Below are 12,928 nucleotides of genomic sequence, written 5' to 3' on the forward strand. Positions count from 1 at the left end.
GGCCGTCACTCGGTCCGGCGCGGCTACCTGCCGGCGGTCACCCGGCGGCGCTGGCCCCGGAGGACGAGTAACCCGCCGCCGATGCCCGCGACCCACTGGAGGGCGATCACGATGTCGCGGCGTTCGCCCGTCGTCGTCCGGTAGCTCGTCGCCGTGACGACGTAGTAGTCCCCGTCGTGTTCGACGAGTTCGTCAGCGTCGTCGAGCGGGTCGCTCGTCCGGTACTGTCCGGTTTCGACCGCTCTGCGGACGCCCCGCGAAGCGTCCTCGATCGGAGTCGCAACGCTCTCCAGCGCCGACGACTGCGGGACCGGTTCGAGCCCGTACTCGTAGGTTCCGTTCCCCAGCTCCTCGGCGACGGGCTCGAAAAAGCCCTCGTTCCAGACGTAGACGTACCGGTAATCGGTGGCGAGGAGCCGCTGCGGGAGCGCGTCGTACGTGATCCCCCCGTTCACGTGAACGGCCCCTTCGAGCGTACACGACCGGCTCGGGAGATGCCCGTCCAGACACGCAACCATCGGCTCCGCCACACTCGTAGCGTCAGGCGTGTCGTACGTCCCGTTGTCGTGGAAGGTGACCTCCTTCGGCTCGTACGTGTAACTGTCCGGGTCGCCGATGTCGAACGCGCCGACGACGAACGGGTTCAGCAACAGGGCGAACCCCGCGACGACCACGAGTGTCCCCCACTGCCGTCCCGTGAGCGGCTGCGTCACGGCCGATAGTTCTCTCCGGCCGACAAGATTGTGTCGGTTCCGCGGACGACCGGCCTGCCACTCCGCCGGCCTGGGTCCCCGTGACACGGTCGCCCGTCCAGCAAAGCCTTAAAACGGCGGAGTCACGTACGGTCAGGCATGCAACACGTGAAGATTCCGCAGGACCGTATCGGCGTGCTCATCGGCGAGGGGGGTGCGACGCTGCGGGAGATCGAGGACGCGGCGGAGGTGCGACTCGACGTCGACAGCGAGACGGGGCAGGTGAAGATCGAGCAGACCGGCGACCCGCTCACCGCGCTGAAGGGGCCGGACATCGTCAAGGCCATCGGCCGCGGGTTCGCCCCCGAGGAGGCCATGCGCCTGCTCGACGACGAGATGATGATGTTCGACATCATCGACATCGACGCCGCCGCGCGCAACCGCAACGACCTCCAGCGCCACAAGGGCCGACTCATCGGCGAGGACGGCCGCACCCGCGAGCTCATGGAGGAACTGTCCGGTGCCTCGGTCGTCATCTACGGCTCCACGATGGGCATCATCGGCGGCCCCGAACAGGTCGACACCGTCCGCGAAGCCGCCGAGATGATCATCGAAGGCGCCCCCCACGGCACCGTCTACTCCTTCCTCGAGGAGAAGCACAACGAGATGAAACACAAGGGCCTCGACTACCACCAGTTCACGGGCTAGGTAGCGTCGGGACTGCTGTCCGACCTGCGCCCTCCCGCTCTCGTTTTCCCGCTCCCGCCGCTACCGATTTCGCGACTGCCGCTACCGCGAACAGCGTGAAAGCCCCGGCCTGGTTCGGTCGCGCGGCTTGCTGCGCGCTTCGCTCACTGCGTTCGCTGCAGTGCTTACGGCGCCGGGCTTCCCGAACCAGGCCGCCCCTTTCATTCCCACCCGCACAGACTGGTCGGTAAGCCGATACGGGTGGGAATGAAAGGGGCGACTCGCTCGACGACGGCGGCTGACGCAAGCACCGCAGGGCGGAGCCCGAGGAGCGCAGCGACGCCCCCGAGTCGAGCGAGTCGGGGCTTTCACGCTGTCTCGCAGTACGATCAGATCAGCGATGCTGTCGGCGATCGCGGGAGCTCTCGGGCTGTTCGCAGTCCAGCGATCAGTGACGTAGTCGTCGCAGTCACCACTCCACTGGGCACCAAAACTCGAACGCGAACCGGCTACAGGTACGAGGGTATTTCACGGGCGCTGCCGATACCCCGGGTATGCGCGCAGCAGTGTTCACGGACTACGGCGAACCGCTGGACGTGCGGGAGGTCGACGACCCCGAGCCCGAGCCCCACGGCGCGGTCGTCGCCGTCGAGGCCTGCGGGGTCTGCCGGAGCGACTGGCACGCCTGGCAGGGCGACTGGGAGTGGCGCGGCCTCGACCCGGTGCCGGGCCACATCCTCGGCCACGAGCCCGCCGGCCACGTCGTCGCCGTCGGCGAGGAGGTCGACGGCGTCTCCGAGGGCGACCACGTCGCCGTCCCGTTCAACCTGGGCGACGGCTCCTGTCACCTCTGCCGGACCGGCCACTCGAACATCTGCGAGAATCGCCAGGCGCTGGGCCTCCAGCCGAGCGCACCCGGCGCGTTCGCCGAGCAGGTACCGGTCCCCCACGCCGACCACAACCTCGTCACGCTCCCCGAGGGGGTCTCCTCGGTGGACATGGCGGGGCTGGGCTGTCGGTTCATGACCGCCTTCCACGGGCTGGCCCACCGCGCGGACGTGGGCGCCGGCGACTGGTTCGTCGTCCACGGCTGCGGCGGCGTCGGCCTCTCCGCGGTCCAGATCGCCGACGCGCTCGGCGCCAACGTCGTCGGCGTCGACCTGATGGACGAGAAGCTCGACTTCGCGGAGGAGCAGGGCGCCGTCGAGACCGTCAACGCCGCGGAAGTCGAGGACCCCGCCGCCGAGGTGCGGGCGATCACCGACGGCGGCGCGGACGTGTCGATGGACGCGCTCGGTATCGAGACGACCTGCCGCAACGCGGTCAAGAGCCTCGGCAAGACCGGCCAGCACGTCCAGGTCGGGCTGACGACGAAGGAGGCCGGCGGGAACCTCCCGCTGCCGACCGACGAGATGGTCACCGCCGAGATCGACTTCCTCGGCGCGCTGGGGATGCCGCCCGAGCGCTACGACGAGATCTTCCGGATGGTCGCCACCGGGAAACTCGACCCCGCCGCCATCATCACCGAGCGCATCTCCCTCGACGAGGTGTCGGGGGTCCTCGGCGACATGACCGACTTCGAGACGGTCGGCATCCCCGTCATCGACGAGTTCTGACGGGCGGCCGGCCGCGCCGGAGAAAGAAATGTTCTTTGACACGACGGCCGCAGAGGGGCGTATGACCGATAGCCCTGAACGGTGTGGTCCCGGCATCCGCGGCGTGGCGATGGCCATCGACGCCGTCGTCTGGTTCCTCCTCCTGTTCGTCGCGATCTATCCGATCGCGGCGATCACGGGCGATATCACGACTACCAGCGAGGGCGTCGACGCGTCGCTCAGCGGCGCCCCGGGGTTCGTCGCGCTCGTCCTCTGGTTCGCGCTGGCGCTGGGCTACCACACTGTCCTGGAATGGCGCCACGGGAAGACGATCGGCAAGTACCTCGTCAAGATCCGCGTGACCGGCGGCGACGGCTCGCCGCCCTCCCTGCGCGCCGCCGCGGTACGGAACGCCCTCCGGCTCGTCGACTGGCTGCCGGCGTTCTACGTGGTCGGGATCGTCGCCGTGTTCGCCTCCGACGAGTCCCGGCGGATCGGCGACCGCGTCGCCGACACCGCCGTCGTCAGGTGACCGACGGGTTCGGGTCGTGGCCGACACCGCAACGGGTCGCCGCAACGAACCTTCGAGAAGAGTACGTGCCGACCCCCGCGACCGGCTGCCGGACCGCTCTACCGCCGACTATCGCCCGCCGCTGGCTCCGTTCGCACCGCCGCCGTTACCGGCGTGGTCCGGCGGCCCGCCGGACTCGTCGTCTTCGTCCTCGTCGTCTTCGTCCGCGTCGTCAGCGTCTTCGGCCTCGTCGGCTTCGTCTTCTTCTTCGGCCTCGTCGTCCGCTTCGTCGTCCTCCTCTTCGGCTTCGTCTCCGTCGTCGTCCGCTTCGTCTTCCTCGTCCTCGCCGTTGCCGGCGTGGTCGGGCGGACCCTGGGTTCCGTTGCCGTCGTTGCCGGCGTGGTCGGGCGGACCCTGGGTTCCGTTGCCGTCGTTGCCGGCGTGGTCGGGCGGACCCTGGGTTCCGTTGCCGTCGTTACCGGCGTGGTCGGGCGGACCCTGCGTATCGTTCCCCGTCTCGTTGCCGGGGCCGGCGTGGGCGGGCGGTCCGCCGCCGTTACCGGGGTTGTTGGCCGTCACCCACGACGCGATGGCCAGGCCGCGGGGCCCGTCGGTGTCGTTCATCCCCGACATGAAGCCGACGAGCTGTCGCCCGAACGGCGCCCCCGTCTCGTTCGTGTCGTCCGTCTCGTTCTCCTCGACGGCCGTCAGGTCGGCCGTCGTCGTCGCCGAGTGGTTGTCGACCGTCGCCGTCACCGACACCGTCAGCGACTGGTTCGGCGCCGGCAGGTCGGCCGTTCCGTTCGGCCCGGTAGTGTGCGTCCCCGCGCCGTCGTACGTGACGTTCTCGGTGACCGTCGTCACGTTCACCGACGCGTTCGCGACCGTGCTGTCCGCCGTTTCGTTCGTGACCGTCACGGTGACGCCCTCCTCCTCCTGGTCCACGTCGACGCTCGGCGACTCCGACGACTGCGCCGCCATCGCCGGCGCCGCGACCGAGACGACCATCAGTGCCGCCAGTATCAACGCTCGTGTGCCCTGACTCATACGTCACTACTCCACGGTCGGTTCCCACTTAGTGGTGGGTTACTCCTTGCCCGGATTTCGCCGGATTAACGCGGATTTAGCGTCGATAAACAGTCTCCGGGTCGATTATCCGACCTGAAAACGACGCGTCGCGGGGGCATCAGCCGGCTGAACGCGGGGTCGCGAAACGGACGCGGACCGCTCCGGCGGATACGAAGCGTTTTCGCCCCCGGTCGGCGACACACTGGTATGAACCTCCGCGAGGTCCCGACGGACTCGTACGCGCTGTGGCTGGCCGCCGTCCTCGTCCCGGCGCTCGTCGTCGGCGCGCTGACCGACGCCGTCATCGAGGCGTCGGTCGCGGCGGTCGTCCTGGCCGGCGTCGGATACCTCTACTTCGAGTACCCGTTCTGAACCGGGGTCGCTGCGGTCGTCAGTCGTCGCGCTCGGCCCGCGCGATCAGGTCGCGGGCGTGCTCGCTCGCCCGCTCGCGCACTGCGGCCTCGTCGAGCGTCAGCACCTCCCGGTCGCGCATGAGGACATCGCCGTCGCAGACGGTGTGGCGCACGTCGCTACCGCGGACGGCGTAGGCGAGGTGGCTGACGGGGTCGTGGGCGGGCGTCAGATGGGGCGCCGACAGGTCGACGACGGCCAGATCGGCGTTCGCGCCCGCCTCGACCCGGCCGCTGTCGAAGCCGAGCAGGTCCGCGCTCCCCCGCGTGACCATCTCGACGGCCGCCTCGGCGGGGACGGCGCCCGCGTCGTCGGCCGCGAGCTTGCCGATCATCGCCGCGTCGCGCACCTCGTCGAAGGCGTCCAGGTCGTTGTTCGACGCCGCGCCGTCGGTGCCGATCCCGACCGTGACCCCCGCCTCGCGCAGGCGCTGGACCGGCGCCATCCCGCTGGCGAGTTTCATGTTCGACGCCGGGCAGTGGGCGACGCCCGTCCCCGTGTCGGCCAGCAACTCGATCTCGGTCTCGTCGACGTGGACGCCGTGGGCGACGTAGGTGTCCTCCCCGAGCAGTCCGAGGTCGTCCGCGTATTCGAGGGGGCGGACGCCGTGCTCGTCGACGATGGGGTCGACCTCGTTCTCGGTCTCGTTGGCGTGGAAGTGGATGGCCAGTCCCGCGTCGCGAGCCTCTGGGACGAACTCCCGGAGGTACTCCTCGCCGACGGTCGTCAGGGAGTGGGGCTGGAAGGTCGTCGTGATCCGACCGTCGGCCGCGCCGTCGAACTCCCGCGCCACGTCGAGGCTCCGCCGCAGGTCCGCCCGGGCGTCCTCGTCGTCCTTGCCGACGGTGACGGCGGTGTGGCCCAGGACGGCCCGCACACCGGCGCGTTCGACCGCGTCGGCGATCCGGTCGACGTGGAAGTACATGTCCGAGAAGGCGGTCGTCCCCGACTTGATCATCTCGACGACGCCCAGCTCGGCGCCGGCCTCGATGTCGTCGGCGGTGAGTTCGGCCTCGACCGGCCAGATGTCCTCCTGCAGCCAGGCGTCGAGCGGCTTGTCGTCGGCGTAGCCGCGCAGCAGCGTCATCGCGACGTGGGTGTGGGCGTTGACCAGCCCCGGGACGACGAGTCCGTCGCTCGCGTCGAGCGTCTCGGCGGCGTCGACGGTGCCCGGCTCGGCCACCTCGGCGATGTCGCCCGTCTCCCGGTCGACCAGCACGTCCGCCCGCTCGACGGTGGAGTCGGGTCGCAGTACCTGTCCGCCCGCGACGAGGAGGTCGCTCATGCACCGGGATTTTCGCGGCGGGTGCGTGAATCTGTCCCTTCCGCGGCGCGCAGAGCGGGCCCACGCCCGGGCGGCGTGGCCCGGGGAACGCACTCCCGAACGGCGTGGCCCGGGGAGTCACTCCCGGGCGGCACGGTCCCGGAGCCGGTCGATCCGGCGGCGGAGCGGCGGCTCCATCCGCCGCAGCGAGGTGAGCCGGCCCCACTCCATCCGGGCGTCGTTGAGGTCGGCGTACCGCTCGATGGCCGTCTCGACGGCCGCGCGGCTCGTCCGCTCGGCGGCCGCGGCGTCGGCCCGGTAGACCAGCCGCTGCCCGGCCCACAGCCCGAGGAGGCCGGCCGCGAGCGCGACCAGCGCGACCGTCCCGTCGCTCGCGCCCGGCACCGAGAAGACGCCCAGCAACGGGCCGAGCGCGAGTACCGCCGTTCCGACGGCGAGCGCGAGCCGGACCTCGAGGTGTTTCCTGTCCACGCGCTCGGCCCGCAGCGCCAGGTACGCCCGGAGCGTGCCGTCGTCGAGCTCGTCGAGCAGGTAGTCGGTGACGAAGAGGTGCTGTCGGCGGGGCGGACCGCGCGCGAACGCGAACGCCTGTTTCGCGTCGGCCCCTTCGAGGACGCGGACGCTGTGGGGGGCCAGTCCCGCCTCGTCGCACAGTCGACCGAGCCGGTCGCGCTCGGCGTCGGTCGGCGGCCGCGTCGAGCGGGTCAGCCGGACCAGCCACGGGGAGGTGGCCCAGACCGCGACGAGCCCCAGCGCGAGGACGGCGACGAACGGCAGCGCCGCCGTCGGGGCGGTCTCCAGTGTGTCCATCGCGACCACGAGCACGGTGAAGTACAGCGCCGTCCCGAGGCCGAACCGGGCGAGGCGGAGCGCGGCCGACGCCGGCGACACGTCCGTCCCCCGGAGCGACTGGGCCGCGGGGAACGCGCCGAAGTACGCGCCGATCACGGCCACGAGTGGCGTCGTGACGCCGAGATACAGCGTCACGGCGCTCGCGACCGGCGTGTCGGTGCCGACCAGCGGCGCGGCGACGGCGTCGACGACGAGGAACCAGCCCGCGTCCAGCAGCGCGACGACCGTCCCCGCGTAGACGACTACCAGCACCGCGCGGACGGCCCGCCGGAGTCGCGCGAGCGCGGCCACGCGGTCCTCGGCGCCGCGCGCCCGCAGTCCGTACAGGTAGAGGACGAGTCCGCCGACGGCCGCTCCCGCGGCGAGCGCGCCCAGCGAGTCGACGACGGCACCGGTGTCGACACTCGACTGGAGGGCGGGGTATCGGGCGAGCACGACCGGCGATCCGGCCGGGTCGCCGAAAACGTTTGTGCGTCGTCACGTTCGCTCAGACCGCGCGGCTGTTCCCCCGGCGGACGCCGTCGGCGACCACCTTGTACAGCAGTCCCATCGATCCGGCGTACAGCGTCAGTCCGCCCGCGAGCGACAGGGCCCCACCGAGGAGAAACCGACCCCAGTCCGTGCTCGCCCCGTAGATACCGTAGGTCCGCGCCGTCGTCGCCATGTTCACTCCGACGGCGGTCAACACGGCCGCTACGACCAGGAGGACGCCGAACACTGCGACCGTTCGAAGCCCGTACGCGAGTCCGTCGGTCACGCTGACTGCGACCATGGAGACGGGTGGTCCGCCTCTCGGGGATAAACCTTCGCGTCGGGTTCCGGACGGCGTGTCCCGCCCGGAGAGGGAAAGACAGTTGCCCGCGGCCCGCCCAGTGGCGGTATGCGCATCGCCGTCCCCAACAAGGGTCGCCTGCACGACCCGGCGATCGATCTGCTGGACCGGGCCGGCCTCCACGTCGTCGACGGGGCCGACCGGAAGCTCTACGCCCAGACTGTGGACCCGGACGTGACCGTCCTCTACGCCCGCGCCGCCGACATCCCGGAGTACGTCGCCGACGGCGCCGCCGACGTGGGGATCACGGGACTGGACCAGGCCGAGGAGTCGGACACCGACGACCTCGTCGACCTGCTCGACCTGGAGTTCGGCTCCTGCCGGCTCGTCCTCGCGGCGCCGGAGGACGGCGACATCGAGGCCGTCGCCGACCTCGACGGCGGCACCGTCGCCACGGAGTTCCCCAACATCACTCGCGACTTCTTCGCCGAGCGCGACGTCGAGGTGGACATCGCGGAGGTGTCCGGCGCCACGGAACTCACGCCGCACGTCGACATCGCCGACGCCATCGTCGACATCACCTCGACGGGCACCACGCTGCGGATGAACCGCCTCGCGGAGATCGCCGACGTGCTGGAGTCGTCGGTCCGCCTGTTCGCCCGCGAGGACGTGGTCGACGACGAGAAGGTCCAGCAGACCCGGATGGCCCTGGAGTCCGTCCTCTCGGCGGAGGACAAGCGGTACCTGATGATGAACGTCCCCGAGGACCGGCTGGCGGACGTGAAAGACGTGCTGCCGGGGATGGGCGGACCCACGGTGATGGACATCGCCGGCAGCGACGACGTGGCCGTCCACGCCGTCGTCGACGAGCGCGAGGTCTTCGAGACCATCAACGCGCTCAAGGAGGTCGGCGCCAGCGACGTGCTCGTCACCGAGATCGAGCGACTGGTGGAGTGAGCGACCGCCCAACCCAGACCGTCACGCCGAGACCGATCCCAGCCGGTCGCGCACCCGCGGCCACGAGTCCGCCTCGGCGCGGGCGTCGGCCGCCGGCGTCCCACCCATCGCGAGTCGGATGTCGCTGACGGCGGTCACCGTCGGAGTGTACGGGACGCCGATGCTGTGCCCGGCGCCGTCGTACGCGCGCAGGCCGTACTCGAAGCCGACGCCCTCGGCGTCGAGCCGGTCGACGACGCGGCGCCCGAACGCCGCCGAGGGCCAGAGCTGGTCGTCCTCGCCCGCGACCACGAGCAGCGGCGCGTCCGTCTCCTCGACGGGGACGAACGCGGCGTCCCGCCGCTCCGCGCTCGCGTGTTCGACCCCGCCCCGATAGGCGGGCCGGGTGGCGTACTTGCCGTCGGCGGTTCGACGCGACCGTCCCTGCACCTGGAGGTACGGGACCGGATCGCCGCCGCGGGCCCACGACGACGACTCCGCCTGGCGGAACCGGATCCCTCCGGCGCCTCGCTCGACTTCGATCCCGGCCCAGGCGTAGCAACTCGGCGCGTACGCCACGACCGCGCCCGGCCAGTCGAACTCGGCGCCGACGAGCAGCGACGCCTCGCCGCCCTTCGACGCGCCCACGACCCCGACGGAGCCGTCCGCGACCGCCGACCGTTCGACCAGCCACGCGCGAGCGTCGTCGAAGTACGACAGCGGCACCTCGACGAGCGCGTCCGGGATCGGGTCCGCCTCCCCCGTCGGATCGAAGTACTGGACCGCGAAGGCGGCGTACCCGCGGGACGCGAGCGCTCGCGCCATCGACAGCCAGGGGCTGCCGCCCGACCCGTGGAGGACGAGTACGCCCGGGTGGGGCCCCTCGCCCGGCGGCAGGAACAGTTCGCCGACCGCCCGGTCGGTCGCGACCGACTCGTGCCGGACGCCCTCGGCCACGTACCGTCGCGTGGTCGTCGCCGCCGCGGCCGTCTCCCCGTCTACGACTGCACGGAGCGCCACGTCGTACCCCTCCGGGAGCCCTTCCCCGTCATCCGTCCCGGTCGGCGCCCGGGTCGTCCGGACGGGCGTCCCGGTCGGAGACGGCGTCCCCGCCGCGGTCGGCCCGGTCTCGCCGTCGGCGGTGACCGGCGTCATCGACCAGAACAGCCCCATCGCGTCGGCCCCCTCGTAGGTCCCGTCGGTCGGTGACTGCTCCGACAGGGCGACCTCGCCGTTCTCGTCGGCCTCGAAGGTCGCCCACGAGGTCCACCGCGGTCCGTCGGGATCGTAGTCCGCGGATGTCGCCCGGACCGTCACCTCGGTCCCGCTCTCGAAGCCCGTCAGCCCGACGTCGACCGTCTCGTCCCGCAGCGCCGACTCGGTGACCTCGATGGCCGCGCCGCCCCCGCCAGCGATCGGGCACCCCGCCAGCGCCGACAGTCCGACCCCGCCCGCGGCGGCCAGCACCTCGCGCCGGGTCCGCTCTCGACCGTTCATGGATCCGCCGAGACGTGCAGTTCTGAAAATACTTTTCGACTGACTACGGCGAGTCGGTTCCGCGGGGTGTCCGCCGCGACCCTAGAAGAACCCGAAGATGTTGTTCAGCGCGAAGCCGAGGACGGCCGCGAACGCGAGGTGCAGCGCGGTGAGGACGGCGGCCGGTTTCCAGGTGATCCGGTAGGAGACGCTGATCGCGATGGCGTCGGCGACCAGCGTCGCGAGCAGGACGACGACGATGCCGAGGCCGGGGGAGACGAAGCCGACGCTCTCGACGCCGTAGCGGCCCAGCAGGATGGAGACGGCGGCGGGGACGGGGCCGACGTAGGCGGCCCGCTGGCTGGGCACGTCGCCGATGAAGAAGGTCGCGGCGAGGTGGAGCGTCACGGCGTAGAAGAGCGCGGTGAGCAGGAAGGTGACGACCAGCGCGAAGACCCCGCCGCCCGTCGGGTCGGTCTGGAGCGGTCCGGCGGCGTCGACCGGGAGCGCTCGGACGGTGTCGGCCGGGAGCGGATCGAGCGCGTCGAGGCCGGAGTCGGCGACCGTGGCGACGGGTTCGGCCGGGGGCTGCGCTACGAAGTCCATGGCGGCGATAGGGAGGGGCGCCGTTTGTAGCCTGCTATCGCAGGCCGGCGCGGCCCGGGTCGGGCGCGGTCCGGTGCGGCGTCGCGGTGTCGCGTCGGGCAGTCGAGTGTCGCGTCGGGCGGTCCGGCGCGGTGGTGGAATCGGGTCGCTACTCCAGCAGGCCCAGGTCTTCCAGCCGGGAGACGATCTTGTCGACCGCTTCCTCGGCGTCCTCGGGCTGTTTGCCGCCGGTAATGACGAGCTTCCCGGAGCCAAAGAGCAGGGCGACCACGTCGGGGTCGTCCAGCCGGTAGACCAGCCCGGGGAACTGTTCGGGCTCGTACTCGATGTTCTCCAGGCCCAGCCCGATGGCGATGGCGTTGAGGTTGAGGTTGCGACCCAGGTCCGCGGAGGTGACGATGTTCTGGACGACGATCTCGGGGTCCTCGTCGACCTGGATGTTCAGGTCGCGCAGCTTGTCGAAGACGATCCGGAGGCTCTCGTGGACGTCGTCGGTGCTCTTGGCGCCGGTGCAGACGATCTTGCCGGAACGGAAGATCAGCGCGGCCGACTTGGGCTCCTGGGTGCGGTAGACGAGGCCGGGGAACTGCTCGGGGTCGTAGTCCGCCCCCTCCAGGTCCATCGCCACGCTCTGCAGGTCGAGCTCCTGCCCGATTCCAGTCGAGGCGACGACGTTTTCGATATTGATTGTCTCCTTGGGGTCAACCATGTCTCGACTTAAACGTTGTATTTAAGGCTTATAAACTTTCATACGGAGAGCTGATACGTCACGAACGCGAACGGGTCATCTCGCTTAGGTTCTCCGCCCGGCCGAGGCCCGAAAACGCCTTTTAATGGGCGTGAGGGGCGGTTTTATGAGGGGTCGTGGGTCCGGCGACGGGTCGGGGTTCGACGGGCAGACCGCTCGGGCGCGGGACGGTCGCCGGCGGGCACCGGTGGGTTCTTGGCCGGCGGGGGGCGACAGTCTGGCGTGTACGTCCTCGAACTCGGGGGTCGGGACGACGAGTTCGCGGCCTGCGAGGCCGCGAGCGCCGCCGCGGGGGTCGAGGTGGTCGGCGCGGGGCTGGCGACCGCGCGCGCGGTGACCGACCGCGTTCGCGACCTCGCGTACGTCCACCGCGCGAGCGAGGCGGTCGGCCGCTGCGACCCCGACGTGGCGAGCGCCCGCGCGCTGCTCGACGCGGCGACCGTCGACCGCGAGGGGACCGTCGCCGTCCGCGCCGTCGACGTGCGCGCGACGACCGGCGTCGACACCCAGCGCGCCGAGCGCGAGCTCGGCCAGGTCCTCGTCGACCGCGGCCTGTCCGTCGACCTGGAGGACCCGGACCACGAACTGCGCGCGCTGTTCGCCGGCGCGCCCGGCGCCGACAGCACGGCGGCAGAGAGCGAGTCGGCCGACGAAGCGACCGATGGACCGACCGGCGGAGCGGCCGACGGGACGGGCGTCTGCGTGCTCGGCTGGCTCGGTGTCGAGAGCGACCGCGGCTTCGGCGAGCGCCGGCCCACGGACCGCCCGTTCTTCCAGCCCGGGAGCATGGACCCGATGCTCGCCCGCGCGCTGGTGAACATCGCCGGCGCGCGCGAGGGCGCGACGGTCGTCGACCCGATGTGCGGGACCGGCGGCCTGCTGCTGGAGGCGGGGCTGGTCGGCGCGCGCGTCGTCGGTTCGGACGCCCAGCGGAAGATGGCCCGCGGGACGCGCGCGAACCTGCGCGACGCGCTCGGGACGGACGGCGACTTCGCGGTCTGCCGCGGCGACGTGACGCGGCTCCCCTTCTCCGACGGCTTCGCCGACGCCGCCGTCTTCGACGTGCCCTACGGTCGCCAGTCGAAGATCGAGGGCGACTCGCTGGCCGACCTCGTCGCCGGCGCGCTCGCCGAGGCACGACGGGTCGCGCCCCGCGCCGTCGTCGTCGCCGACCGGTCGTGGGAGCGGGCGGCGGTCGACGCCGGGTGGACCGTCGCGGAGCACTTCGAGCGGCGCGTCCACAGGTCGCTCGTTCGGCACGTGCTGGTGCTCGACGCGGACTGAGGAGG

At 71.3% G+C, this 12,928-nt stretch carries 14 protein-coding genes; 6 read left to right on the top strand and 8 right to left on the bottom strand.

Annotation, left to right across the window (positions count from 1 at the left end; all coding sequences use genetic code 11):
- Positions 1–23: 23 nt before the first annotated feature.
- Complete coding sequence (locus E3328_RS16940; RefSeq protein ID WP_209452230.1) at positions 24–713, bottom strand: DUF8127 domain-containing protein; 690 nt, start codon at positions 711–713, stop codon at positions 24–26.
- A gap of 138 nt (positions 714–851) precedes the next feature.
- Between E3328_RS16940 and E3328_RS16945 the strand changes: the two genes are divergently transcribed.
- The 3 genes from E3328_RS16945 (at position 852) to E3328_RS16955 (ending at position 3,506) form a co-directional block, all read left to right on the top strand.
- Entirely contained in the window at positions 852–1,400 is a 549-nt protein-coding gene (locus E3328_RS16945; RefSeq protein WP_135365831.1) for a KH domain-containing protein, read from the top strand.
- A 533-nt stretch (positions 1,401–1,933) separates the two neighbouring features.
- Positions 1,934–2,995: a zinc-dependent alcohol dehydrogenase family protein gene (locus E3328_RS16950; RefSeq protein ID WP_135365832.1), complete on the top strand. Its 1,062-nt coding sequence runs from the start codon at positions 1,934–1,936 to the stop codon at positions 2,993–2,995.
- A gap of 61 nt (positions 2,996–3,056) precedes the next feature.
- On the top strand, positions 3,057–3,506 hold the full coding sequence (locus E3328_RS16955) for an RDD family protein (RefSeq protein ID WP_135365833.1): 450 nt from the start codon (positions 3,057–3,059) through the stop codon (positions 3,504–3,506).
- A gap of 108 nt (positions 3,507–3,614) precedes the next feature.
- Here E3328_RS16955 and E3328_RS22150 read toward each other — a convergent pair whose 3' ends face one another.
- Entirely contained in the window at positions 3,615–4,532 is a 918-nt protein-coding gene (locus tag E3328_RS22150; RefSeq protein WP_167837445.1) for a hypothetical protein, read from the bottom strand.
- Between the two features lie 228 nt (positions 4,533–4,760).
- Here E3328_RS22150 and E3328_RS22155 point away from each other — a divergent pair, with 228 nt between their 5' ends.
- Positions 4,761–4,925 carry a hypothetical protein gene (locus tag E3328_RS22155; RefSeq protein WP_167837446.1) on the top strand — a complete coding sequence of 55 codons (165 nt, stop codon included), beginning with the start codon at positions 4,761–4,763 and terminating at the stop codon, positions 4,923–4,925.
- Positions 4,926–4,944: 19 nt separating this feature from the next.
- On the opposite strand, the gene E3328_RS16965 is transcribed toward E3328_RS22155, so the two are convergent.
- From E3328_RS16965 to E3328_RS16975, 3 genes are all read right to left on the bottom strand, one after another.
- Positions 4,945–6,249: an amidohydrolase gene (locus tag E3328_RS16965; RefSeq protein ID WP_135365834.1), complete on the bottom strand. Its 1,305-nt coding sequence runs from the start codon at positions 6,247–6,249 to the stop codon at positions 4,945–4,947.
- A 117-nt stretch (positions 6,250–6,366) separates the two neighbouring features.
- Positions 6,367–7,536, bottom strand: coding sequence for a M48 family metalloprotease (locus E3328_RS16970; RefSeq protein WP_135365835.1), 1,170 nt, complete (start codon positions 7,534–7,536; stop codon positions 6,367–6,369).
- 52 nt (positions 7,537–7,588) lie between these two features.
- Positions 7,589–7,873: a hypothetical protein gene (locus E3328_RS16975; RefSeq protein ID WP_135365836.1), complete on the bottom strand. Its 285-nt coding sequence runs from the start codon at positions 7,871–7,873 to the stop codon at positions 7,589–7,591.
- A 108-nt stretch (positions 7,874–7,981) separates the two neighbouring features.
- On the opposite strand from E3328_RS16975, the gene hisG reads away from it, so the two are divergent.
- The gene (hisG, locus tag E3328_RS16980) at positions 7,982–8,830 is read left to right on the top strand and encodes an ATP phosphoribosyltransferase (protein WP_135365837.1); all 849 of its coding nucleotides are present in this window, start codon (positions 7,982–7,984) and stop codon (positions 8,828–8,830) included.
- Positions 8,831–8,851: 21 nt separating this feature from the next.
- Here hisG and E3328_RS16985 read toward each other — a convergent pair whose 3' ends face one another.
- The 3 genes from E3328_RS16985 to E3328_RS16995 form a co-directional block, all read right to left on the bottom strand.
- Positions 8,852–10,306, bottom strand: a complete 1,455-nt coding sequence (locus tag E3328_RS16985; protein ID WP_135365838.1) for an acyl-CoA thioesterase/bile acid-CoA:amino acid N-acyltransferase family protein — start codon at positions 10,304–10,306, stop codon at positions 8,852–8,854.
- A gap of 81 nt (positions 10,307–10,387) precedes the next feature.
- Positions 10,388–10,732, bottom strand: coding sequence for a DUF7473 family protein (locus tag E3328_RS16990; protein WP_135366438.1), 345 nt, complete (start codon positions 10,730–10,732; stop codon positions 10,388–10,390).
- Between the two features lie 307 nt (positions 10,733–11,039).
- The gene (locus E3328_RS16995) at positions 11,040–11,600 is read right to left on the bottom strand and encodes a TATA-box-binding protein (RefSeq protein ID WP_123535123.1); all 561 of its coding nucleotides are present in this window, start codon (positions 11,598–11,600) and stop codon (positions 11,040–11,042) included.
- Positions 11,601–11,861: 261 nt separating this feature from the next.
- On the opposite strand from E3328_RS16995, the gene E3328_RS17000 reads away from it, so the two are divergent.
- Positions 11,862–12,923, top strand: coding sequence for a methyltransferase domain-containing protein (locus E3328_RS17000; RefSeq protein ID WP_135365839.1), 1,062 nt, complete (start codon positions 11,862–11,864; stop codon positions 12,921–12,923).
- Positions 12,924–12,928: the final 5 nt, after the last annotated feature.

The organism is Halosimplex halophilum, from assembly GCF_004698125.1.
Classification (GTDB): domain Archaea; phylum Halobacteriota; class Halobacteria; order Halobacteriales; family Haloarculaceae; genus Halosimplex; species Halosimplex halophilum.